General features: G+C 38.8%; 21 protein-coding genes and 3 pseudogenes. 21 read left to right on the top strand and 3 right to left on the bottom strand.

From position 1 onward, the window contains the following. Nucleotides 1-97 precede the first annotated feature (97 nt). The 10 genes from guaA to CYK18_RS01975 all read left to right on the top strand — a co-directional run bounded on the left by guaA (nt 98) and on the right by CYK18_RS01975 (nt 9,942). Nucleotides 98-1,660: a glutamine-hydrolyzing GMP synthase gene (guaA, locus tag CYK18_RS01925; protein WP_000065714.1), complete on the top strand. Its 1,563-nt coding sequence runs from the start codon at nt 98-100 to the stop codon at nt 1,658-1,660. 241 nt (nt 1,661-1,901) lie between these two features. Continuing rightward, entirely contained in the window at nt 1,902-3,188 is a 1,287-nt protein-coding gene (locus tag CYK18_RS01930) for a peptidase U32 family protein (protein ID WP_101784740.1), read from the top strand. A 315-nt stretch (nt 3,189-3,503) separates the two neighbouring features. Next, nucleotides 3,504-3,704, top strand: coding sequence for a F0F1 ATP synthase subunit C (locus tag CYK18_RS01935; RefSeq protein WP_001054560.1), 201 nt, complete (start codon nt 3,504-3,506; stop codon nt 3,702-3,704). A 33-nt stretch (nt 3,705-3,737) separates the two neighbouring features. Further along, nucleotides 3,738-4,448, top strand: coding sequence for a F0F1 ATP synthase subunit A (gene atpB / locus CYK18_RS01940; RefSeq protein ID WP_000392870.1), 711 nt, complete (start codon nt 3,738-3,740; stop codon nt 4,446-4,448). A 13-nt stretch (nt 4,449-4,461) separates the two neighbouring features. Next, nucleotides 4,462-4,956 carry a F0F1 ATP synthase subunit B gene (atpF, locus tag CYK18_RS01945; protein ID WP_101784742.1) on the top strand — a complete coding sequence of 165 codons (495 nt, stop codon included), beginning with the start codon at nt 4,462-4,464 and terminating at the stop codon, nt 4,954-4,956. Next, complete coding sequence (locus tag CYK18_RS01950) at nt 4,956-5,492, top strand: F0F1 ATP synthase subunit delta (protein WP_101784744.1); 537 nt, start codon at nt 4,956-4,958, stop codon at nt 5,490-5,492. The genes atpF and CYK18_RS01950 overlap by 1 nt, the downstream gene beginning before the upstream one ends. A 14-nt stretch (nt 5,493-5,506) precedes the next feature. Continuing rightward, nucleotides 5,507-7,012, top strand: a complete 1,506-nt coding sequence (atpA, locus tag CYK18_RS01955) for a F0F1 ATP synthase subunit alpha (protein ID WP_000996629.1) — start codon at nt 5,507-5,509, stop codon at nt 7,010-7,012. A gap of 15 nt (nt 7,013-7,027) precedes the next feature. After that, on the top strand, nt 7,028-7,906 hold the full coding sequence (locus CYK18_RS01960; RefSeq protein ID WP_023942961.1) for a F0F1 ATP synthase subunit gamma: 879 nt from the start codon (nt 7,028-7,030) through the stop codon (nt 7,904-7,906). A 199-nt stretch (nt 7,907-8,105) separates the two neighbouring features. Beyond that, nucleotides 8,106-9,512 (top strand): F0F1 ATP synthase subunit beta, encoded by a 1,407-nt coding sequence (gene atpD, locus CYK18_RS01970; RefSeq protein ID WP_000094357.1) that lies wholly within the window; start codon nt 8,106-8,108, stop codon nt 9,510-9,512. A 10-nt stretch (nt 9,513-9,522) separates the two neighbouring features. Continuing rightward, nucleotides 9,523-9,942, top strand: a complete 420-nt coding sequence (locus CYK18_RS01975; RefSeq protein ID WP_101784746.1) for a F0F1 ATP synthase subunit epsilon — start codon at nt 9,523-9,525, stop codon at nt 9,940-9,942. A 42-nt stretch (nt 9,943-9,984) separates the two neighbouring features. Here CYK18_RS01975 and CYK18_RS01980 read toward each other — a convergent pair whose 3' ends face one another. After that, nucleotides 9,985-10,998 carry a lactonase family protein gene (locus CYK18_RS01980; RefSeq protein WP_101784748.1) on the bottom strand — a complete coding sequence of 338 codons (1,014 nt, stop codon included), beginning with the start codon at nt 10,996-10,998 and terminating at the stop codon, nt 9,985-9,987. A 196-nt stretch (nt 10,999-11,194) separates the two neighbouring features. On the opposite strand from CYK18_RS01980, the gene CYK18_RS01985 reads away from it, so the two are divergent. The 5 genes from CYK18_RS01985 (at nt 11,195) to gla (ending at nt 17,624) form a co-directional block, all read left to right on the top strand. Then, nucleotides 11,195-13,177 (top strand): peptide ABC transporter substrate-binding protein, encoded by a 1,983-nt coding sequence (locus CYK18_RS01985; RefSeq protein ID WP_101784750.1) that lies wholly within the window; start codon nt 11,195-11,197, stop codon nt 13,175-13,177. Nucleotides 13,178-13,294: 117 nt separating this feature from the next. Then, nucleotides 13,295-14,461 (top strand): AI-2E family transporter, encoded by a 1,167-nt coding sequence (locus CYK18_RS01990; protein WP_101784752.1) that lies wholly within the window; start codon nt 13,295-13,297, stop codon nt 14,459-14,461. Then, nucleotides 14,451-15,680 carry a tetratricopeptide repeat protein gene (locus tag CYK18_RS01995; RefSeq protein ID WP_180947996.1) on the top strand — a complete coding sequence of 410 codons (1,230 nt, stop codon included), beginning with the start codon at nt 14,451-14,453 and terminating at the stop codon, nt 15,678-15,680. The genes CYK18_RS01990 and CYK18_RS01995 overlap by 11 nt, the downstream gene beginning before the upstream one ends. A gap of 153 nt (nt 15,681-15,833) precedes the next feature. Then, the gene (locus CYK18_RS02000) at nt 15,834-16,460 is read left to right on the top strand and encodes an MgtC/SapB family protein (RefSeq protein WP_101784754.1); all 627 of its coding nucleotides are present in this window, start codon (nt 15,834-15,836) and stop codon (nt 16,458-16,460) included. Between the two features lie 294 nt (nt 16,461-16,754). Then, on the top strand, nt 16,755-17,624 hold the full coding sequence (gene gla, locus CYK18_RS02005; protein ID WP_000348100.1) for an aquaglyceroporin Gla: 870 nt from the start codon (nt 16,755-16,757) through the stop codon (nt 17,622-17,624). 88 nt (nt 17,625-17,712) lie between these two features. Here gla and CYK18_RS02010 read toward each other — a convergent pair. Continuing rightward, nucleotides 17,713-19,074: pseudogene (locus CYK18_RS02010) on the bottom strand (IS3 family transposase). Nucleotides 19,075-19,129: 55 nt separating this feature from the next. Then, nucleotides 19,130-19,369 (bottom strand): annotated as a pseudogene (locus CYK18_RS02015) (lipopolysaccharide biosynthesis protein); the annotation flags it as partial. Nucleotides 19,370-19,703: 334 nt separating this feature from the next. Between CYK18_RS02015 and CYK18_RS02020 the strand changes: the two are divergent. From CYK18_RS02020 to dprA, 6 genes and pseudogenes are all read left to right on the top strand, one after another. After that, nucleotides 19,704-20,411 carry an IspD/TarI family cytidylyltransferase gene (locus CYK18_RS02020; RefSeq protein WP_101784756.1) on the top strand — a complete coding sequence of 236 codons (708 nt, stop codon included), beginning with the start codon at nt 19,704-19,706 and terminating at the stop codon, nt 20,409-20,411. Between the two features lie 4 nt (nt 20,412-20,415). Further along, the gene (locus tag CYK18_RS02025) at nt 20,416-21,438 is read left to right on the top strand and encodes a ribitol-5-phosphate dehydrogenase (RefSeq protein ID WP_000609896.1); all 1,023 of its coding nucleotides are present in this window, start codon (nt 20,416-20,418) and stop codon (nt 21,436-21,438) included. A 16-nt stretch (nt 21,439-21,454) separates the two neighbouring features. Further along, nucleotides 21,455-22,323: pseudogene (locus tag CYK18_RS02030) on the top strand (phosphotransferase). Next, on the top strand, nt 22,313-23,191 hold the full coding sequence (locus CYK18_RS02035) for a DMT family transporter (protein ID WP_101784758.1): 879 nt from the start codon (nt 22,313-22,315) through the stop codon (nt 23,189-23,191). The pseudogene CYK18_RS02030 and the gene CYK18_RS02035 overlap by 11 nt, the downstream one beginning before the upstream one ends. An 11-nt stretch (nt 23,192-23,202) precedes the next feature. Further along, the gene (locus CYK18_RS02040) at nt 23,203-23,889 is read left to right on the top strand and encodes a sugar phosphate nucleotidyltransferase (RefSeq protein WP_101784760.1); all 687 of its coding nucleotides are present in this window, start codon (nt 23,203-23,205) and stop codon (nt 23,887-23,889) included. Nucleotides 23,890-23,976: 87 nt separating this feature from the next. After that, nucleotides 23,977-24,825, top strand: coding sequence for a DNA-processing protein DprA (dprA, locus tag CYK18_RS02045; protein ID WP_101781791.1), 849 nt, complete (start codon nt 23,977-23,979; stop codon nt 24,823-24,825). The last annotated feature ends 14 nt before the right edge of the window (nt 24,826-24,839 follow it).

Raw genomic sequence — 24,839 nt, forward strand, 5'->3', positions numbered from 1 at the left:
ACTAGAAAAAGTCAATCTTCGCCTTGTTTAGTTGGTAATTCGCCCTTATTTGTGATAGAATATTGGAAAAAGATATTTCTTTTGAGAAAGGAAAAAGATGAGCAACATTTCAACTGATTTGCAAGATGTAGAAAAAATCATCGTATTGGACTATGGTAGCCAGTACAACCAGCTGATTTCACGCCGTATCCGTGAGATTGGTGTTTTTTCAGAACTAAAAAGCCATAAAATTTCAGCTGCTGAAGTTCGTGAAATCAATCCTGTAGGAATCATCCTTTCAGGTGGTCCAAACTCTGTATATGAAGATGGTTCATTCGATATTGACCCAGAAATCTTCGAACTTGGAATTCCTATTTTGGGAATTTGTTACGGTATGCAGTTATTGACCCATAAACTTGGAGGAAAAGTTGTTCCTGCAGGTGATGCTGGAAATCGTGAATACGGTCAATCAACCCTAACACATACACCATCAGCTCTCTTTGAATCAACACCTGATGAACAAACTGTATTGATGAGCCATGGTGATGCGGTTACTGAGATTCCTGCTGACTTTGTTCGTACTGGAACATCAGCTGACTGCCCATACGCAGCCATCGAAAATCCAGATAAACACATTTACGGTATCCAATTCCACCCAGAAGTTCGTCATTCTGTATACGGGAATGATATCCTTCGTAACTTTGCCCTTAACATCTGTAAGGCTAAAGGCGACTGGACAATGGATAACTTCATCGACATGCAGATCCAAAAAATCCGTGAGACTGTCGGTGATAAACGTGTCCTTCTTGGCCTTTCAGGTGGGGTTGACTCATCTGTCGTTGGGGTTCTTCTCCAAAAAGCGATTGGCGATCAATTGATCTGTATCTTCGTAGACCACGGTCTTCTTCGCAAAGGAGAAGCGGACCAAGTTATGGACATGCTTGGTGGTAAGTTTGGTTTGAATATCGTCAAAGCAGATGCTGCTAAACGTTTCCTTGACAAACTTGCTGGCGTTTCTGACCCTGAACAAAAACGTAAAATCATCGGTAACGAGTTTGTGTATGTATTTGATGACGAAGCAAGCAAGCTCAAAGATGTTAAATTCCTTGCTCAAGGTACGCTTTACACAGACGTGATTGAGTCTGGTACAGATACAGCTCAAACTATCAAGTCACACCACAACGTGGGTGGTCTTCCAGAAGACATGCAGTTTGAATTGATTGAACCACTCAACACTCTTTACAAGGATGAAGTTCGTGCCCTTGGTACAGAGCTTGGTATGCCAGACCATATCGTATGGCGCCAACCATTCCCAGGACCAGGACTTGCGATCCGTGTCATGGGTGAAATAACTGAAGAAAAACTTGAAACAGTTCGCGAATCAGACGCTATCCTTCGTGAAGAAATCGCTAAAGCTGGTCTTGACCGCGATATCTGGCAATACTTCACAGTGAACACAGGCGTTCGTTCAGTTGGTGTTATGGGTGATGGTCGTACTTATGACTACACGATTGCAATCCGTGCTATCACCTCTATCGATGGTATGACAGCTGACTTTGCAAAGATTCCTTGGGAAGTCCTTCAAAAGATTTCTGTACGTATCGTAAACGAAGTGGACCACGTTAACCGCATCGTCTATGATATTACGAGTAAACCACCTGCAACAGTTGAATGGGAATAGTCATCTAAGAACTAATTTATGTAGTTTAATGAGCCAGTATCATTGGATACTGGTTTTTACTTTTCTAGACTTTTTGGCTACTTGTTAAAATTGGTTTATATTCGATAGTTTAACAATTACTATACAAAGCTTAAAATATTAGAATTGTCAAAACAATCTGTCTAGGCTTGATTTTATTATTTATTTACTATAAAATGAGAAGGAAAAACGTCAAACTTTTATATTGCAAATAGGAGAAATCATGACAAAAACATTAAAACGTCCTGAGGTTTTATCACCTGCAGGGACTTTAGAGAAGCTAAAAGTAGCTGTTCAGTATGGGGCAGATGCTGTCTTTATCGGTGGTCAGGCCTATGGTCTTCGTAGCCGTGCAGGTAACTTTACCTTTGAACAGATGGAAGAAGGCGTCCAGTTTGCTGCCAAGTACGGTGCCAAAGTCTATGTAGCTGCCAATATGGTTATGCACGAAGGAAATGAAGCTGGTGCTGGTGAGTGGTTCCGTAAACTGCGTGATATCGGGATTGCAGCAGTTATCGTATCTGACCCAGCTTTGATTATGATTGCAGCGACTGAAGCACCAGGTCTTGAAATCCACCTTTCCACTCAAGCAAGTGCCACTAACTATGAAACCCTTGAGTTCTGGAAAGAACTGGGCTTGACTCGTGTCGTTTTGGCGCGTGAGGTTTCAATGGAAGAATTAGCTGAAATCCGCAAACGTACAGATGTTGAGATTGAAGCCTTTGTCCACGGAGCCATGTGTATTTCTTACTCTGGTCGTTGTACTCTTTCAAACCACATGAGTATGCGTGATGCTAACCGTGGTGGATGCTCTCAGTCATGCCGTTGGAAATATGACCTCTACGATATGCCATTTGGGAAAGAACGTAAGAGCTTGAAAGGGGAAATCCCAGAAGGATTTTCAATGTCAGCTGTTGACATGTCCATGATTGACCATATCCCAGATATGATTGAAAATGGTGTGGACAGTCTGAAGATCGAAGGACGTATGAAGTCTATTCACTACGTATCAACAGTAACCAACTGCTACAAGGCAGCTGTTGATGCTTATCTAGAAAGTCCAGAGAAGTTTGAAGCTATCAAGCAAGACTTGATTGATGAGATGTGGAAGGTTGCCCAACGTGAATTAGCAACAGGTTTCTACTACGGTACACCATCTGAAAATGAACAGTTATTTGGTGCTCGCCGTAAAATTCCTGAGTACAAGTTTGTAGCTGAAGTGGTTTCTTATGATGATGCGACACAAACAGCAACCATTCGTCAACGGAATGTGATTAATGAAGGAGACCAAGTTGAGTTTTACGGCCCAGGTTTCCGTCATTTTGAAACGTATATCGAAGATTTACATGATGCCAAAGGCAATAAAATTGACCGCGCTCCAAATCCGATGGAACTCTTGACAATCAAGGTTCCACAACCTGTTCAAGCAGGAGACATGGTTCGCGCTCTCAAAGAGGGTCTCATCAATCTTTATAAGGAAGATGGAACCAGCGTCACAGTTCGTGCTTAATAAACATGTAGGAGATGAAAGCTTTCTAGTTGCTTTCCCTTTAATTCTTCTTACTAAAAGAGCATTAGGTTAAAGAAAATATATTAATTTTCATCCGAGATTTCATCTCGGATTTTTTCAATATTTTTCAGAAAGGTCTAGATAATGGTCGGATTTATTACAAGTTTTTTACAAAGTTTTCTATATAATAGGCTTAAAAATAGTAAAATTGTAAATAATTTTCATTAAACGCTTTCAATGTTAGTAAAAAGTTGACAAATCCAATTTTTAGGACTAAACTAAGTAAGTAAATTTTAATTAAAAGGAGAATTCGTCATGAATTTAACATTTTTCGGTCTATGTCTTGCCTGTATGGGTGTATCTCTTGGTGAAGGTATGTTGATGAACGGTTTGTTGAAATCAGTTGCTCGCCAACCAGATATCATCTCAGAACTACGTAGTTTGATGATCCTAGGGGTTGCCTTTATTGAAGGTACTTTCTTCGTTACTCTTGTCTTTTCATTTATCATCAAATAAAAGAAGTATAAATTGAAAAAGGGAGGATTTTAGATGGAAGAAAGTATTAATCCAACCATCAATATTGGTCCTGTTACCTTTAATTTAACCATAGTAGTTTTGACTTTGTTGACTGTAGCACTTATTTTTGGCTTTATTTATTGGGCAACTCGAAATATGACTTTGAGACCCACAGGAAAACAAAATGTATTAGAGTATTTATTTGATTTTGTTGTTGGATTTACAAAATCAAACCTTGGTCCAATGATAAAGGATTATTCTCTCTTTTATTTCTGTTTATTCCTATTTATGGCCATTGCAAATAATATTGGCTTAATGGCTAGAATTCAGACTACAGATGGTGTAAATCTTTGGACCTCACCAACAGCAAATTTGTCATTTGACTTGGTCTTGTCTTTTACAATTATCTTAATGACTCACGTAGAAGGAATTCGTCGTCGTGGAATCAAAAAGTATTTAAAAGCATTTGTAACACCAGGTTTTATGACACCAATGAATCTCTTGGAAGAAGTTACCAATCTCCTTTCACTTGCATTGCGGGTCTTTGGTAATATCTTTGCAGGGGAAGTGATGGCAAGTATGTTAGTCCTACTTTCTCATCAGGCCTTCTATTGGTATCCTATTGCTTTTGGAACAAATCTAATCTGGACTGCATTTTCTGTTTTTATTTCTTGTGTACAAGCATATGTATTTACATTGTTATCTTCAATGTACCTAGGAAATAAAATTAATGATGAAGAATAGAAAGGAGTAGTTTATGAATGTAACAGTAGGTGAATTACTTGGTGATTTTATACTAATCGCTGGTTCCTTTATTCTCTTGCTAGTCTTGGTTAAGAAATATGCTTGGTCAAATTTGGCTAGCATTTTCGAACAAAGAGCAGAAAAAATTGCAGCAGATATTGACAGAGCTGAAGAAGCACGTCAAAAAGCAGAAGTATTGGCTCAAAAACGCGAAGATGAATTGGCTGGTAGCCGTAAAGAAGCTAAGACAATCATTGAGAATGCGAAAGAAACAGCTGAGAAAAGCAAAGCTAGTATTTTAGCAGATGCTAAGCTAGAAGCAGGACGCTTGAAAGAAAAAGCAAACCAAGAAATTGCTCAAAATAAAGCTGAAGCTTTACAAAGCGTTAAGGGTGAGGTAGCAGATTTGACAATCAGCTTGGCTGGTAAAATCATCTCACAAAACCTTGACGGTCATGCCCATAAAGAACTCATTGATCAGTATATCGATCAGTTAGGAGAAGCTTAATGGACAAGAAAACAGTAAAGGTAATTGAAAAATACAGCATGCCTTTTGTCCAATTGGTTTTAGAAAAAGGAGAAGAAGACCGTATCTTTTCAGACTTAGCTCAAATCAAGCAAGTTGCTGAAGAAACAGGCTTACCTTCTTTTTTAAAAAAAGTGGCAGTAGACGAGTCTGACAAGGAAAAAACGATTACGTTCTTCCAAGATTCAGTGTCATCTTTATTGCAAAACTTTATCCAGGTTCTTATCTACAATCACAGAGCAAATCTTTTTTATGATATTCTTGTAGATTGCTTGAACCGACTTGAAAAAGAAACAAATCGATTTGAAGTGACGATTACGTCATCTCATCCTTTAACAGATGAACAGAAGAGTCGCTTGCTCCCTTTGATTGAGAAAAAAATGTCTCTCAAAGTAAGGAGTGTAAAAGAACAAATCGATGAAAGTCTTATTGGTGGTTTTGTCATTTTTGCCAATCACAAGACAATTGATGTGAGTATTAAACAACAACTTAAAGTTGTTAAAGAAAATTTGAAATAGAAAGTGGTGTTCTTTTGGCAATTAACGCACAAGAAATCAGCGCTTTAATTAAGCAACAAATTGAAAATTTCAAACCCAATTTTGATGTGACTGAAACAGGTGTTGTAACCTATATCGGGGACGGTATCGCGCGTGCTCATGGCCTTGAAAATGCCATGAGTGGAGAGTTGTTGATTTTTGAAAACGGCTCTTATGGTATGGCTCAAAACTTGGAGTCAACAGATGTTGGTATTATCATCCTAGGTGACTTTACAGATATCCGTGAAGGCGATACAATCCGCCGTACAGGGAAAATCATGGAAGTCCCAGTAGGTGAAAGTCTGATTGGACGTGTTGTGGATCCGCTTGGTCGTCCAGTTGATGGTCTTGGAGAAATCCACACTGATAAAACTCGTCCAGTAGAAGCGCCAGCTCCTGGTGTTATGCAACGTAAGTCTGTATCAGAACCATTGCAAACTGGTTTGAAAGCTATCGACGCCCTTGTACCGATTGGTCGTGGTCAACGTGAGTTGATTATCGGTGACCGTCAGACAGGGAAAACAACCATTGCAATTGATACAATCTTGAACCAAAAAGGTCAAGATATGATCTGTATCTATGTTGCGATTGGACAAAAAGAATCAACAGTTCGTACGCAAGTAGAAACACTACGTCAGTACGGTGCCTTGGACTACACAATCGTTGTGACTGCCTCTGCTTCACAACCATCTCCATTGCTTTTCCTAGCTCCTTATGCTGGGGTTGCCATGGCGGAAGAATTTATGTACCAAGGGAAACATGTTTTGATCGTTTATGATGATTTATCAAAACAAGCGGTAGCTTATCGTGAACTCTCTCTCTTGCTTCGTCGTCCTCCAGGTCGTGAAGCTTTCCCAGGGGATGTTTTCTACCTTCACAGCCGTTTGCTTGAGCGCTCAGCTAAAGTTTCTGATGAACTTGGTGGTGGATCTATTACAGCCCTACCGTTTATCGAGACACAAGCAGGAGATATCTCTGCCTATATCGCAACCAACGTGATTTCAATCACTGATGGACAAATCTTCCTTGGTGATGGTCTCTTCAATGCGGGTATTCGTCCAGCCATTGACGCGGGTTCATCTGTATCTCGTGTAGGTGGTTCTGCACAAATTAAAGCCATGAAAAAGGTTGCTGGTACACTTCGTATCGACCTTGCTTCATACCGTGAGTTGGAAGCCTTCACTAAGTTTGGTTCTGACTTGGATGCGGCAACGCAGGCTAAGTTGAACCGTGGACGTCGTACAGTTGAAGTCTTGAAACAACCTGTTCACAAACCATTACCTGTTGAGAAACAAGTAACCATTCTCTATGCTTTGACACATGGTTTCTTGGATACTGTTCCAGTAGATGATATTGTTCGTTTCGAGGAAGAGTTCCATGCCTTCTTTGATGCTCAACATCCAGAGATTTTGGAAACCATTCGTGATACAAAAGACTTGCCAGAAGAAGCAGTCTTGGATGCTGCGATTACAGAGTTTCTCAATCAAACCAGCTTCCAGTAAGAATAGAGGTGTCAGATGGCAGTATCTCTAAATGATATTAAAACAAAAATCGCCTCAACAAAAAATACGAGTCAAATCACTAATGCCATGCAGATGGTATCAGCTGCTAAGCTAGGTCGTTCTGAAGAAGCTGCTCGTAACTTCCAAGTTTATGCTCAGAAAGTGCGTAAACTTTTGACAGATATCCTTCATGGTAATGGAGCTGGTGGTTCAACCAATCCTATGTTGATTAGCCGTCCCGTGAAGAAGACAGGCTATATCGTCATTACTTCAGACCGTGGTTTGGTTGGAGGGTATAATTCTTCTATTCTGAAAGCCGTTATGGAGTTGAAGGAAGAATACCATCCAGATGGTCAAGGTTTTGAAATGATCTGTATCGGTGGAATGGGAGCTGATTTCTTTAAGGCTCGTGGTATTCAACCACTTTATGAATTACGTGGCTTGGCAGACCAACCTAGCTTTGATGAAGTTCGTAAGATTATTTCAAAAACTGTTGAAATGTACCAAAATGAACTCTTTGATGAGCTCTATGTCTGCTACAACCACCATGTCAATACGCTAACCAGTCAAATGCGTGTGGAGCAAATGCTTCCGATTGTTGACTTGGATCCAAATGAAGCGGATGAAGACTACAGCTTGACTTTTGAATTGGAGACAGGCCGAGAAGAAATTTTGGAGCAGTTGTTGCCTCAGTTTGCAGAAAGTATGATTTACGGGGCTATTATCGATGCTAAGACAGCTGAAAATGCTGCCGGTATGACAGCCATGCAAACAGCGACTGATAATGCTAAGAAAGTCATCAATGATTTGACAATTCAGTATAACCGTGCCAGACAGGCGGCGATTACACAAGAAATTACAGAAATCGTAGCAGGAGCTAGTGCCTTAGAATAGGCTCTAGTCCAGCTCGTATGAAAATGAACTTATACTCAATGAAAATCAAAGAGCAAACTAGGAAGCTAGCCGCAGGCTGCTCAAAACACTGTTTTGAGGTTGCAGATAAAGCTGACGTGGTTTGAAGAGATTTTCGAAGAGTATTAGGACCTAGTTGAGCTAGGAACCGACAGTATCTTATATAGAATAGGAGAAGGAGATGAGTTCAGGTAAAATTGCTCAGGTTATCGGTCCCGTTGTAGACGTCTTGTTTGCAGCAGGGGAAAAACTTCCTGAGATTAACAATGCACTTGTCGTCTACAAAAATGACGAAAGAAAAACAAAAATCGTCCTTGAAGTAGCCTTGGAGTTGGGAGATGGTATGGTCCGTACTATCGCCATGGAATCAACAGATGGGTTGACTCGTGGAATGGAAGTATTGGACACAGGTCGTCCAATCTCTGTACCAGTAGGTAAAGAAACTTTGGGACGTGTCTTCAACGTTTTGGGAGATACCATTGACTTGGAAGCTCCTTTTACAGAAGACGCAGAGCGTCAGCCAATTCATAAAAAAGCTCCAACTTTTGATGAGTTGTCTACCTCTTCTGAAATCCTTGAAACAGGGATTAAGGTTATCGACCTTCTTGCCCCTTACCTTAAAGGTGGTAAAGTTGGACTTTTCGGTGGTGCCGGAGTTGGTAAAACTGTCTTGATTCAAGAATTGATTCACAACATTGCCCAAGAACACGGTGGTATTTCAGTATTTACTGGTGTTGGGGAACGTACTCGTGAGGGGAACGACCTTTACTGGGAAATGAAAGAATCAGGTGTTATCGAGAAAACAGCCATGGTATTTGGTCAGATGAATGAGCCACCAGGAGCACGTATGCGTGTTGCCCTTACTGGTTTGACAATCGCTGAATACTTCCGTGATGTAGAAGGCCAAGACGTGCTTCTCTTTATCGATAATATCTTCCGTTTCACTCAGGCTGGTTCAGAAGTATCTGCCCTTTTGGGTCGTATGCCATCAGCCGTTGGTTATCAACCAACCCTTGCTACGGAAATGGGTCAATTGCAAGAACGTATTACATCAACCAAGAAGGGTTCTGTAACCTCTATCCAGGCTATCTATGTGCCAGCGGATGACTATACTGACCCAGCGCCAGCAACAGCCTTCGCTCACTTGGATTCTACTACAAACTTGGAACGTAAGTTGGTACAATTGGGTATTTATCCAGCCGTTGACCCACTTGCTTCAAGCTCACGTGCCTTGGCACCTGAAATCGTTGGAGAAGAGCACTATGCAGTTGCTGCAGAAGTAAAACGTGTCCTTCAACGTTACCATGAATTGCAAGATATCATTGCTATTCTTGGTATGGATGAGCTTTCTGATGAAGAAAAAACCTTGGTTGCACGTGCCCGTCGTATCCAGTTCTTCTTGTCACAAAACTTCAACGTTGCAGAACAATTTACTGGTCAACCAGGATCTTATGTTCCAGTTGCTGAAACTGTTCGTGGCTTTAAGGAAATCCTTGATGGTAAACATGACCACTTGCCAGAAGATGCCTTCCGTGGTGTAGGTTCTATCGAAGATGTGATTGCCAAAGCTGAAAAAATGGGATTTTAAGAGGTGATCTATGGCTCAGTTAACTGTCCAGATCGTGACACCAGATGGTCTCGTCTATGATCACCATGCCAGCTATGTATCGGTTCGAACTCTGGATGGTGAGATGGGGATCTTGCCACGACATGAAAATATGATTGCGGTTTTAGCAGTTGATGAAGTAAAGGTAAAACGTATTGATGATGAAGATCACGTGAACTGGATTGCAGTAAACGGAGGCGTTATTGAAATTGCCAATAATACCATCACAATCGTTGCGGATTCTGCAGAACGTGCTCGTGATATCGATATCAGTCGTGCAGAACGTGCCAAGCTTCGTGCAGAGCAAGAAATTGAAGAAGCACAAGACAAAAACTTGATTGATCAAGAACGTCGTGCGAAGATTGCACTGCAACGTGCCATTAACCGTATTAATGTCGGAAAAAGACTATAAAAAAAATGAACTTGAATTATCAAGTTCATTTTTTATGTATTCTTAAGGGGCAAAACTGATGCAGACCGCTTCTGGAACATGGAAGTCGTTGGAAAGTTCTGCTAGACGACCAGTTTCAGGATTGCGTTTAAAGACGGTTGCATTATCAGAGTCTTGATGGACAGCAATAAGGAATTCTTGATCTGGTGTCAAATCAAAATCACGTGGAGTCTGACCATGTGTTGGAACGATTTCTAACAACTCTAAGCTACCGTCCGCTAGGATTGTATATACTGCGATAGAATCATGACCACGGTTAGAAGCGTAGAGGTATTTACCGTCTTTAGAGAGACGAATAGCAGCAGTTCCATTAAAGCCTTTATAACCGTCTGGTAGAGTTGAAACAACTTGCATGCGTTCAAATTCGCCAACACCATCGTAGATTAGAACTTCAATAGTGCTATTGAGTTCACAAATGAGATAAGCGATTTTATAGTGGTTATGGAAAACGATATGACGAGAACCAGCTCCAGGAATACTATTGTAGGTATAGAGCTTAGATAATTTCCCTTCTTGATCAAGGTCATAAGTGATGACTTGGTCAGTACCCAAGTCGCAGGTCACTAGATAGTGGTCAGGTGTTAAATCTGTATAGTGAACATGTGGAGAAGCTTGATTTTCATGTGGACCTTTGCCACTGTGTTGATCCACATCACTAAGTAGAAGACTACCATCTTCCTGACGTTTATAAACAAGAACCTGTCCTTTATGGTAGTTGGCTGCATAGACCAAATCACGCTTTTCATCAACGGCAACATAACAGTGGGGAGCTCCTTCTTCAACGACATGATTTAATAAAATCCCGTCAATTTGATAGGCTGCAATTCCTCCCTTATCGTCTTGACTACCAACAGTGTATAAATGTTGGTGCTGGTCAAAGGCAAGGTAGGTTGGGCTTGGCTCAGGAGCAAAAAGTTCTAGATTTGAAAGCTGACCAGTTTCTGTATCAAAGTCTGCCTTGTAAATCCCTTGAGAAGTCCGACGTGTATAAGTTCCAAAATAAACAGTTTCTTTCATAACTTTACCTCTATATAAAGATAAGACTATTATATCACAAAAACAAGCCAATTAAAGACATCCAATTAGATGTAAGCACTTTAAAAAAATAATTGATTGGTTTTTTAAAAAATATAATAATATTGAGATTGTTTTCCTTACTTTTCTTCTTAAAAGTGCTATAATAAATCTATCAAATTATCAAAGGAGTTTGACTATGAAAAAACGAGTTTTTTTAGCGACTGGAATTGCAGTTTTGTCTACTGCTGTCCTAGCAGCGTGTTCATCTGGTAATGCTAATAAAGAAGCAAATAAACCAGTTACTTATGCCTATGTATTTTCATCAGATCCTTCGACTCTGGATTATACAGTTTCTGGAAATGTCAGCACTAAACAGGTCACAGGTAACGTTATTGACGGTTTGCTTGAAAATGACCAATATGGGAATCTTGTTCCATCAGTTGCAGAAGATTGGACTGTTTCCAAAGATGGTTTGACCTATACCTATAAAATCCGTCAGGGTATCAAATGGTATACCAATGAGGGGGAAGAGTATGGTGATGTCAAGGCTCAAGACTTTGTGACTGGTCTGAAACACGCAGCAGATAAGAAATCACAGGCTCTTTATCTCGTACAGGATTCTATCAAAGGATTGGATGACTATGTAAATGGGAAAACAACAGATTTTTCTAGTGTTGGGGTAAAAGCAACTGACGATTATACTGTAGTCTATACTTTGAATCATCCAGAATCTTTCTGGAATTCAAAAACAACAATGGGAGTCCTTGCACCAGTTAATGAAGACTTTTTAGCTTCTAAAGGAGATGACTTTGGTAAACCAACGGATGTAACGAGCATTCTATACAATGGGCCTTATCTCCTCAAAGGTCTTACATCTAAGTCTTCTATCGAAATGACCAAAAATCAAAACTACTGGGATAAACAAAATGTCTTTATTGATGATATCAAGTTATCCTTCTTTGATGGTCAAGATGCAGACTCTCTAGGACGCGGTTTTGATGAGGGACACTATCCAGCTGCACCACTCTTTAAAAACTCTGCCAACTATGAACGTCTAAAAGAAAAATACAAGGATAATATTGTGTATGGTCAACAGCGTGGAGGAGTTTTTTATATCTCAACCAATATCGACCGTGTAAATTACAATCACACTGCTAAAACAAGTGATACAGAAAAAACTTCTACTAAGAAAGCCTTGTTAAACAAAGATTTCCGTCAAGCCTTGGCTTTTGCGGTAGATCGTAAAGCAGGGATCTCTCAAGTATTTGGTGATGAAGTAGGACCTCGTAAGTTACGGACAAGTTTCACTCCTCCAACATTTGTTCAAGTAGGAGATCAAACATTTGGTCAAGTTACTAAGACAGAATTGGATAAATTGGATAATGTCTGGAAAGATGTCAGTTTTGATGATGCCCAAGATTCACTTCATAATGTAGACAAGGCTAAGGCTAAGTTTGAAGCTGCTAAGAAAACCCTTCAAGCTGATGGAGTACAGTTCCCAATTCATTTAGATTTGCCAATTTCTTCATCAAATCCAGATTTTATTCGTCAGGTTCAGTCTTATAAACAATCCATTGAGGAAGCATTAGGCTCTGACAATGTAGTTGTTGATATTCAACAAGTTTCTGATGACGAATTGGGCAGTATGACTGTTCTAGCTACTTCCAATGCCAATACCGATTGGGATATTAATGCAGTCAGTGGTTGGAGTCCAGACTTTGCTGATCCATCGACTTATCTAGATGTATTTGATCCAACTTCAGGTCCAAGTCTCCTAAGTGCTCTTGGTGTAGCACCAGGAACAGACAATCCAGTCATTAAAACAGTTGGATTGGATAAATACAAAGAATTGATTGATGATGCAAACAGTGAGAAAACGGACCTTCAAAAACGTTATTCTAAATATGCTAAGGCTCAAGCTTGGTTGTCAGATAGTTCACTTGTTATTCCAGTATACTCTGATGGTGCTCAAATGCTAGTGACGAAAAATGTTCCTGGCAGTGGTGCAGGTGGCTGGGTAGGTGATAAGACCAGTGAAAATAGCTACAAATATCTGAAAATTCAAGATAAGATAGTCACTACTAAAGAAATGGATGAGTTCCGCAAGAAATTTGCTGATGAAAAAGCCAAATCCAATGCTGATTATCAGAAGAACTTAGACCGTCATATTCAAGACTAATCAAATCTCCTCTTTTGAGGGGATTTTTTATGTCGTTGTCTCCATGTAAGCACTTTAAAAAAGAGTTATTTTGATCTAAAAATGGTATAATGAAAGAATGACAGAAAGGAATTATTTATGGAACAAAAAGAGAAACATTTTAGCCTATCTTGGTTTTTCAAGTGGTTTTTGGACAACAAGGCAATTACGGTATTTTTGGTAACCTTATTATTGGGACTGAATCTTTTTATTTTAAGTAAGATTAGTTTTCTATTTTCACCTGTTTTAGACTTTTTGGCAGTTGTGATGTTACCAGTCATTCTATCTGGCCTGCTATATTATTTGTTGAATCCTATTGTTGATTGGATAGAGAAGCATAGGATTAATCGGGTCATAGCCATCAGTATTGTCTTTGTGATTATCGCTCTCTTTATCATTTGGGGCTTGGCAGTAGCTATTCCAAATCTGCAACGTCAAGTTTTATCATTTGCAAGGAATGTTCCAGTCTACCTTGAAGATGCTGACAGGGTTATTGACGATTTGGTAACCAAGCGTTTACCAGATGATTTCAGACCTCAGTTAGAACAAGTTTTGACAAACTTTTCAAGTCAGGCTACAGTTTGGGCAAGTAAAGTTTCTTCTCAGGCAGTCAACTGGGTGAGCGCCTTTATTAGCGGGGCTTCTCAAGTGATTGTTGCCTTGATTATCGTTCCTTTCATGCTCTTTTATCTCTTACGTGATGGAAAAGGACTACGTCACTATTTGACCCAATTCATGCCAACGAAATTGAAAGAACCTGTTGGACAAGTTTTATCAGATGTGAATCAACAGTTGTCCAACTATGTTCGAGGGCAAGTAACAGTAGCTATTATTGTTGCGGTAATGTTTATGATTTTCTTCAAGATCATTGGTCTACGCTATGCAGTTACGTTGGGTGTTACTGCTGGTATTTTAAATCTGGTTCCTTATTTGGGTAGCTTCTTAGCCATGCTTCCTGCCCTAGTATTGGGCTTGATTGCTGGGCCAGTCATGCTTTTAAAAGTAGTGATTGTCTTTATTGTAGAACAAACTATTGAAGGCCGTTTTGTCTCTCCATTGATTTTGGGAAGTCAATTAAACATCCATCCCATTAATATTCTCTTTGTTTTGTTAACTTCAGGATCCATGTTTGGTATCTGGGGAGTCTTGCTCGGTATTCCAGTTTATGCCTCTGCTAAAGTTGTCATTTCAGCCATTTTTGAATGGTATAAGGTAGTCAGTGGCCTATATGAACTAGAAGGGGAGGAAGTCAAGAGTGAACAATAGTCAACAGATGTTACAGGCTTTGGAAGAACAAGATTTAGTTAAGGCAGAACATTATTTCGTCAAAGCTTTAGAAAATGATCCAAGTGAGCTTCTTTATGAATTAGCGACTTATCTAGAAGGAATTGGTTTCTATCCTCAGGCCAAGGAAATTTACCTGAAAATCGTAGAGGATTTCCCAGAGGTTAATCTTAATCTAGCAGCTATTGCTAGCGAAGATGGTCAAATCGAAGAAGCCTTTGCCTATCTAGAGGAAATCCAAGCTGACAGTGACTGGTATGTGTCGGCTTTGGCACTTAAAGCGGACCTTTACCAGATGGAAGGTTTGACAGATGTGGCACGTGAGAAATTGTTAGAAGCATTGACTTACTCAGAGGATCCTCTCTTGATATTGGGCTTGGCAGAATTAGATAGTGAGTTGGAAAATTACCAAGAGGCCATTCAAGGCTATGCCCAGTTAGATAATCGTACTATTTATGAGCAAACAGGCATTTCTACCTATCAACGGATTGGCTTTGCCTATGCACAGTTGGGGAAATTTGAAACGGCTACAGAGTTTTTAGAAAAAGCCCTGGAGTTAGAATACGATGACCTAACAGCTTTTGAGTTGGCCAGTCTTTACTTTGATCAAGAAGAATATCAAAAAGCTGTTCTATACTTTAAGCAACTTGATACCATTTCACCTGATTTTGAAGGCTATGAGTATGGTTACAGTCAGGCCTTACATAAGGAACATCAAGTTCAAGAAGCCCTGCGTATCGCTAAGCAAGGCTTAGAGAAAAATCCCTTTGAAACAAGACTCTTGTTAGTAGCTTCACAATTTTCCTATGAATTGCATGATGCTAGTGGAGCAGAGAACTACCTCCTTACTGCTAAAGAAGATGCTGAGGATACGGAAGAAATCTTACTCCGTCTAGCAACTATTTATCTGGAGCAGGAACGTTATGAAGACATTCTAGACTTGCAAAGTGAGGAGCCAGAAAATCTCTTGACCAAGTGGATGATTGCTCGTTCCTATCAAGAAATGGACGATTTGGATACTGCCTATGAGCTTTATCAAGAGTTGGCAGGAGATTTAAAGGACAATCCAGAGTTTCTGGAACACTATATCTATCTCTTGCGTGAATTGGGCTACTTTGAGGAAGCAAAAGTTAATGCACAAACTTACTTAAAACTAGTTCCAGATGATGTTCAAATGCAAGAATTGTTTGAGACATTGTAAAAATCTATACATTACAGAAAACTGCAAGTTATTACTAGAGGGTAACTGCGGTTTTCTGTTTTAAAAAGAACAATTTTCAACTAATATATTCTCTTGAAAAAAGTTTCAACTAGGATTATAATATAAAATTATGAGTAATAGAGGAGGGAAATAATGCTTGATACGATAGCTCTACCGATTGAAGTCCGATATATTATTCTCATTTTATTGTCTTGTTTTTCTGATTTTATCATTGGCTATGAAAGAAAGTCTAAGCACAAGCAGGCTGGGAGAAAGACTCATATCTTAGTTGCCTTAACTGCAACTTTAATGATGATTTTATCAAAAGAAGCTTTCTTGGATACGCCTAATTATGATACTTCTAGGGTTGCGGCCCAAATTGTCAGTGGTATTATTTTCATGAGGGATAAAAAAATCAGTGGTATCACCACAGCAGTTGGTATTTGGGTAACTGCAGGTATTGGGATGGCGATTGGAGCAGGTTTTGCTTTTCTAGGCTTATTTTGCAGTTTAATTGTTGTCTCTGTTCAGAAAAGTAGCTCTAAATTTTTGAAAAGCGATACTCATTATCATATCAGAATGACTGGATTTGTAACCAATAAACCTTCAATAGATACCTTGAATATTCTCATTGAACAGAAGGGATTTTACAATCTAAATATTGACATGGATAGGAATGAAAGTGGCTATAATCTCACAATTAGAGCTGATCACGATAAATCCATTTCTTACAAAATATGGCTGAGATTTTATGGCAATGTGACGAGAATTTTTATGTAAATCAGGTTAAGATTGTTTCATTAGAAGGATAGAGTTTTGTTTTCATAGCAAAACTCTTATTGGTGAATGGGGAAAGATACTTCTTATTCCCTATACTATGTATCAGTAGGAATTGACATAAAAGCATCAGATTAGCTCAGATAACATAATGAACTGGGAATATCTTGGAAAAAAGATTAGTTTATAAGATTTGGAACCGTTTTCTGTCACAATCTTTCGGGAAAGTAGTTGCTAAAAGATGTAAAAATTGATAGAATAAGGATTGTCTAAAAAATTTTAAGGAGAATCTATCAAATGGATTTCACATGGGCAATTAAATATGCCACTGAATTTTTGGGAACTGCTATTTTGATCATTCTTGGAAATGGTGCAGTTGCCAACGTTGAACTTAAAGGTACGAAAGGTCACCAAAGTGGCTGGATCGTTATCGCTGTTGGTTATGGTATGGGGGTTATGATCCCAGCCTTGATGTTTGGTAACGTATCTGGTAACCACATCAACCCAGCCTTCACTCTTGGACTTGCAATCAGCGGTCTTTTCCCTTGGGCTCAAGTTGCGCCTTATATCATCGCACAAGTTTTGGGTGCTATCTTTGGTCAAGCCTTGGTTGTGGCAACACACCGCCCATACTACTTGAAAACTGAAAATCCAAACAACATTTTGGGTACTTTCTCAACAATTTCAAGTTTGGATAATGGTACAAAAGAATCACATTTTGCAGCAACTGTTAATGGTTTTGTAAATGAGTTTGTTGGATCATTTGTTCTTTTCTTTGCAGCCCTTGGAATGACTAAAAACTTCTTTGGTTCTGAAGTGCTTCAATACATGAAACAAATGGCTAGTCAAGCAGGTCAAAATGTTGATTTTTCTGATTTAGCAATCAAAGCCCAAGTAGCACCACATACTGCTTCAGGACTTTCAGTAGCTCACTTGGCACTTGGATTCCTTGTTATGGCCTTGGTAACATCACTTGGTGGACCTACAGGACCTGCCTTGAACCCTGCTCGTGACTTGGGACCACGTCTCCTTCATGCTTTCCTTCCAAAATCAGTTCTTGGTGAGCACAAAGACGATTCAAAATGGTGGTATTCTTGGGTACCAGTAGTAGCACCGATCGCAGCAGCAATTGCGGCAGTAGCTATTTTCAAATTCCTTTACCTATAAGAAATTGAGTTCTCTATCTATTGTAATAGATTGAAGAAAAATTAAAAACGCATAATATTGTACTGACCCCAAAAAGTTAGACAATTATTTAAGCAAAGGATTTAGTTCTGTATTGTACGGGGCTAAGTCCTTTTAGTTTTACCTTAATTCGTTTGTTGTTGTAGTAATCAATTGTAGTAATCAATATAGTCTACAATAGCTTGTTCCAAGTGTTCAAGTGACTGAAACGTATTCTCATAACCATAAAACATTTCAGACTTAAGAATGCCAAAGAAAGATTCCATCATACCGTTATCTGGGCTATTTCCCTTACGTGACATAGATGGCTGGATTCCCTTATTCTTTAAAAAATGATGATAGAAATCGTGTTGGTATTGCCCTCCTTGGTCACTATGGAGAATTGTATTTTCGTAATGGTTCTCTGTAAAGGCTTGTTCTAGCATAGCTTTCATTTGTACTAAGTTCGGCGAAGTAGAAAGATTGTAGGAGATAATTTCGCTGTTAAAGCCATCTAAAACTGGTGATAAATAAAGCTTTAGTCTACTTGCTGGAATGGCAAATTTTGTCACATCTGTGTAGCATTTTTGCATTAGTTTGGTTGCTTCAAATTGACGTTGAATAAGATTATCTGCTTTCTTGCCAACATCTCCTTGGTATGAAGAATACTTCCGTTTACGGCGAATTCGAGCCGTTAAACCAAGTACTTTCATCAGACGCTGCGCCTTCTTATGGTTCACTACAAAGCCACGATTTCGTAATTCTAGAGTCATGCGACGATAGCCGTAATTTCCTTTATGCTCAGTATAAATTGACTGAATTTCAGCTTTAATATCATAATCTTTATCGCTTTGATCCAGCTGTTTTAAGTGGCAATAATAGGTTGAACGGGCAAGCTTAATAATCTTTAGAAGAATATCTAAAGAAAACTCTGTTACCAGTCCTTGAACAATTTCCGTTTTTCTTCTTGCTCCTTTTCGTCCCTCAATCGGAGTTCTCTCAACTTTTTTAGAATGGCATTCTCCGCTCTCAAGTATTCATTTTCTGCTTGAAGACATTCTAATTCTGTCATATCTTCAAATCTCTTCTTTGGCTTACGTCCCATTTTAGGTGGTCTCCCTCTTGTTCCCTCAACAATAGTATATCCGTTTTTCTTATATTGTGCCAGCCAATTAGAATGTAATCCACTACTTGGAAGAGCATAATCCAGAGACGCCCTAATTTGTGAATGCCCCTCAAGAAGAACTTTATCAATAATCTCTTGTTTTAGTTCAGGAGAATAGTAACAATTCTTTCCTTTTTTGACGAACTCTATTCCATAACGATCAATCAATTTAATCATGTACCTAATATTAGAATTGTTTATCCCAAATTTATTTGAAAGCTTCTCTAAGCTATATCCTTGTTTTCTAAGTTCATAGATCTGAACTTTATCATCATAAGTTAATTTCATAATAAAAGCACCTCAAAAGTTAGATTTTTATGTCTAACTTTTGGGGTGCAGTTCAGGTTCTATTCAGATCTTTTTTGTTATCCTTGACATTACTGATGGCCCGTAAACCGTAGTTATAGACCCCATAAGTCGCAAAGGGCAAGAAAAATGACAAAATAATGTTGACTGAGTTGAATTAACCATAGTCAGTTCGGTCCAAGATACGCGCTACATAGGTTCCAGTTAGGATGGGAAAAATAATATTCAAGACACGAATTCCCATGTAAGATAGAGCATTTAATTTTATACTTTTCATTCAATTTACCTCGTTTTTCGTTCTATCATAAAGCTAGCTAATAAGAAATGAAAGGCAGTAAGTCAAGCAATCACTTTGAAATCTCAAAGTTTTATTTTAAGTTTTTTTTAAGGAAACTATATTATTCTGAAGAACTCTAAAATTTCACAGCCATTTATTGGTAATGACTACAGAATTCCTAGTCATTACTAGAAATGGACTAGTTTCTTTGAATAATAGAACTCCTTAAACCTTCTATTCTAGAACGGGAGGGTCGGTATTTCTTTCATGATAGGACTAGATTGTGGTATAATAGAGAGAATAAGTTTTTTTAGTAAGACAAAGGAGAAAACAGATGATTTATGCAGGAATTCTTGCTGGTGGAACTGGCACACGCATGGGAATCAGTAACTTGCCAAAACAATTTTTAGAGCTAGGTGATCGACCTATTTTGATTCATACAATTGAAAAATTTGTTTTGGAACCAAGTATTGAAAAAATTGTAGTTGGGGTTCATGGAGACTGGGTTTCTCATGCAGAAGATCTTGTAGATAAATATCTTCCTCTTCATAAGGAACGTATCATCATTACAAAAGGTGGTGCTGACCGCAATACAAGTATTGAGAAAATCATTGAAGCCATTGATGCTTATCGTCCGCTTACTCCAGAGGATATCGTTGTTACCCACGATTCTGTTCGTCCATTTATTACACTTCGCATGATTCAGGACAATATCAAACTTGCTCAAAATCATGACGCAGTGGATACAGTGGTAGAAGCGGTTGATACTATCGTTGAAAGTACCAATGGTCAATTCATTACAGATATTCCAAATCGTGCTCATCTTTATCAAGGACAAACACCTCAAACATTCCGTTGCAAGGACTTCATGGACCTTTATGGCTCTCTTTCTGCTGAAGATAAAGAAATCTTGACAGATGCATGTAAAATCTTTGTGATCAAAGGAAAAGATGTGGCCTTGGCCAAGGGTGAATATTCAAATCTTAAAATCACAACCGTAACAGATTTGAAGATTGCAAAAAGTATGATTGAGAAAGACTAGTAAAATGATTAATCAAATTTATCAACTAACTAAGCCTAAGTTTATCAATGTCAAATATCAGGAAGAGGCTATTGACCAAGAGAATCATATCCTTATCCGTCCTAATTATATGGCGGTCTGTCATGCGGATCAGCGTTACTACCAAGGGAAACGTGATCCCAAGGTTTTGAATAAAAAACTTCCAATGGCAATGATTCACGAGTCATGTGGAACCGTTATTTCTGACCCTACGGGAACCTATGAGGTTGGGCAAAAAGTTGTTATGATTCCTAATCAGCCTCCTATGCAGAGTGATGAAGAATTCTATGAGAACTACATGACAGGGACCCATTTCTTGTCTAGTGGATTTGATGGCTTTATGAGAGAGTTTGTTTCTCTCCCTAAAGACCGTGTGGTGGCTTATGATGCTATCGAAGATACGGTTGCAGCCATTACAGAGTTTGTCAGTGTTGGCATGCACGCTATGAATCGTCTATTGACCCTTGCTCATAGCAAGCGTGACCGAATCGCCGTTATTGGAGATGGAAGTTTAGCTTTTGTGGTTGCCAATATTATCAACTATACTTTGCCAGAAGCAGAGATTGTAGTTATTGGTCGTCATTGGGAGAAATTGGAACTCTTCTCTTTTGCCAAAGAATGCTATATTACTGATAATATTCCTGAAGATTTGGCCTTTGACCATGCTTTTGAGTGTTGTGGTGGTGATGGTACTGGACCAGCCATTAATGACTTGATTCGCTATATTCGTCCTCAAGGAACGATTCTCATGATGGGTGTTAGCGAGTATAAAGTCAATCTCAATACACGCGATGCCTTAGAAAAGGGCTTGCTCTTGGTTGGTTCCTCTCGTTCTGGTCGCATTGATTTTGAAAATGCAATCCAAATGATGGAAGTCAAGAAATTTGCCAATCGTCTCAAAAATATTCTTTATCTAGAAGAACCTGTAAGAGAAATTAAAGATATTCACCGTGTCTTTGCAACCGATTTAAACACAGCCTTTAAAACCGTGTTTAAGTGGGAAGTATAAGAACTGGAGGTTAATTGTGGAGAAAATCATTAAAGAAAAAATTTCTTCCCTACTTAGTCAAGAAGAGGAAGTCCTCAGTGTTGAACAACTGGGGGAATGACCAATCAAAACTATTTGGCCAAAACAACAAATAAGCAATACATTGTTAAATTCTTTGGTAAAGGGACAGAAAAGCTGATCAATCGTCAAGATGAAAATTACAATCTTGAACTACTAAAGGATTTAGACTTAGATGTAAAAAATTATCTTTTTGATATTGAAGCTGGTATCAAAGTAAATGAGTATATCGAATCTGCAATCACGCTTGATTCAACGTCAATCAAGACCAAATTTGATAAAATTGCTCCAATTTTACAAACCATTCATGCTTCTGGCAAGGAATTAAGAGGAGAATTTGCTCCTTTTGAAGAAATTTAAAAATACGAATCTTTGATTGAGAAAAAAATCCCTTATGCCAACTATGAAGCAGTTAGAGAAGAAGTCTTCTCCTTAGAGAAAAGACTGGCTGACTTAGGTGTTGACAGAAAATCTTGTCATATTGATTTGATGCCTGAAAACTTTATCGAGTCACCACAAGGACGACTTTATCTGATTGACTGGGAATATTCATTAATGAACGATCCAATGTGGGATTTGGCTGCTCTCTTTTTAGAGTCTGAATTCACTCGTCAAGAGGAAGAAGCCTTCTTATCTCACTATGAGAGTGAGCAAACACCTGTCTCTCGTGAAAAGATTGCCATTTATAAAATTTTACAAGATGCTATTTGGAGTCTATGGACAGTCTACAAAGAAGAGCAAGGTGCAGATTTTGGTGACTATGGTGTGAGTCGTTACCAAAGAGCTGTTAAAGGTTTGTCATATTATGGAGGTTTAGATGAAAAATAAAAATGGAGTTTCTTTTGGTCTACTCTCAGGTATTTTCTGGGGGTTAGGTCTAACGATTAGTGCTTATATCTTTTCGATTTTTACAGATTTGTCGCCCTTTGTGGTGGCCGCTGCTCACGATTTCTTGAGTATCTTTATCCTACTAGCTTTTCTTTTAATAAAAGAAGGAAAAGTTTGTCTCTCAATTTTCTTAAATATTCGCAATGTTAGTGTGATCATTGGAGCCTTGCTAGCTGGTCCTATCGGTATGCAGGCCAATCTTTATGCGGTTAAGTATATCGGGAGTTCCTTAGCTTCATCTGTATCGGCTATCTACCCTGCAGTTTCAGTTTTATTGGCTTTCTTCTTTTTAAAGCACAAGATTTCAAAAAATACTGTGTTTGGGATTGTCTTGATTATTGGAGGGATAATTGCTCAGACCTATAAGGTTGAACAGGTCAATTCCTTCTACATTGGGATTCTCTGTGCTTTGGTTTGTGCTATTGCATGGGGGAGTGAGAGTGTCCTTAGCTCTTTTGCCATGGAAAGTGAATTGAGTGAAATCGAAGCCCTCTTAATCCGTCAAGTAACTTCATTCTTGTCCTATCTTGTGATTGTGCTCTTCTCTCATCAGTCATTTGCAGAAGTGGCCAATGGACAATTGTTAGGTCTCATGATTGTCTTTGCAGCCTTTGATCTGATTTCCTACTTGGCTTATTATATCGCTATCAATCGCTTGCAACCAGCCAAGGCTACAGGTCTTAACGTGAGTTATGTAGTTTGGACTGTCTTGTTTGCAGTTGTTTTCTTGGGTGCACCGCTAGATATGCTGACAATTATTACGTCACTTGTCGTCATTGCTGGAGTTTATATTATTATTAAAGAATAAAGGAAATTCGTGTGAAAGCCATTATTTTAGCAGCGGGATTGGGAACTCGCTTGCGTCCTATGACTGAAAATACCCCTAAAGCCTTGGTTCAAGTTAATCAAAAACCTTTGATTGAATACCAAATTGAGTTTCTCAAAGAAAAAGGAATCAATGACATCATCATCGTTGGTTACCTTAAAGAACAATTCGATTACTTAAAAGAAAAATATGGTGTTCGCCTCGTTTTCAATGATAAATACGCTGACTACAATAACTTTTACTCTCTCTATCTTGTAAAAGAAGAATTGGCAAACAGCTATGTTATTGATGCTGACAATTATCTCTTTAAAAATATGTTCCGCAATGATTTGACACGTTCGACTTATTTTAGTGTTTATCGTGAAGATTGTACCAACGAATGGTTCTTGGTCTATGGAGATGACTACAAGGTTCAAGACATTACTGTTGATAGTAAGGCAGGTCGCATCCTTAGTGGTGTATCCTTCTGGGATGCTCCAACTGCAGAAAAGATTGTCAGCTTTATCGATAAGGCCTATGCAAGTGGTGAATTTGTTGATCTCTATTGGGACAATATGGTTAAGGACAATATCAAAGAGCTAGATGTCTATGTTGAAGAACTAGAAGGCAATAGCATCTATGAGATCGATAGTGTCCAAGACTATCATAAATTAGAAAAAATTCTTAAAAACGAAAATTAAAAATTCCAACATCTGGCTGAAATAGTCGGATGTTTTTTTGATTTTTTACGAATAAATAGATGAGTAGAAAAAGAAATGGAGTTATTTATGAAAATTACAAACTATGAAATCTATAAGTTAAAAAAATCAGGTTTGACCAATCAACAGGTTTTGAAAGTTCTAGAATACGGTGAAAATGTCGATCAAGAACTGTTGTTAGGAGATATTGCAGATATATCAGGTTGCAGAAATCCAGCTGTTTTTATGGAACGTTATTTTCAGATAGACGATGCGCATCTGGATAAGGAGTTTCAAAAATTTCCATCTTTCTCTATTTTAGATGACTGTTATCCTTGGGATTTGAGTGAAATATATGATGCACCTGTGCTTTTATTTTACAAGGGAAATCTGGATCTCTTGAAATTTCCTAAGGTAGCGGTCGTGGGTAGTCGTGCTTGTAGCAAACAGGGAGCTAAGTCAGTTGAAAAAGTCATTCAGGACTTGGAAAATGAACTGGTTATCGTCAGTGGACTAGCCAAGGGAATTGACACAGCAGCTCATATGGCAGCTCTTCAGAATGGCGGAAAAACCATTGCAGTGATTGGAACAGGACTGGATGTGTTTTATCCTAAAGCCAATAAACGCTTGCAAGACTACATCGGCAATGATCATCTGGTTCTCAGTGAATATGGACCTGGCGAACAACCTCTGAAATTTCATTTTCCTGCCCGTAATCGCATCATTGCTGGACTTTGTCGTGGCGTGATTGTAGCAGAGGCTAAGATGCGTTCAGGTAGTCTCATTACCTGTGAGAGAGCAATGGAAGAAGGACGCGATGTCTTTGCTATACCTGGTAGCATTTTAGATGGACTATCAGACGGTTGCCATCATTTGATTCAAGAAGGTGCAAAATTGGTCACCAGTGGGCAGGATGTGCTTGCAGAATTTGAATTTTAAGATAAAATTTCCCT

The organism is Streptococcus mitis (genome assembly GCF_002860865.1).
Taxonomy (GTDB): domain Bacteria; phylum Bacillota; class Bacilli; order Lactobacillales; family Streptococcaceae; genus Streptococcus; species Streptococcus mitis_AT.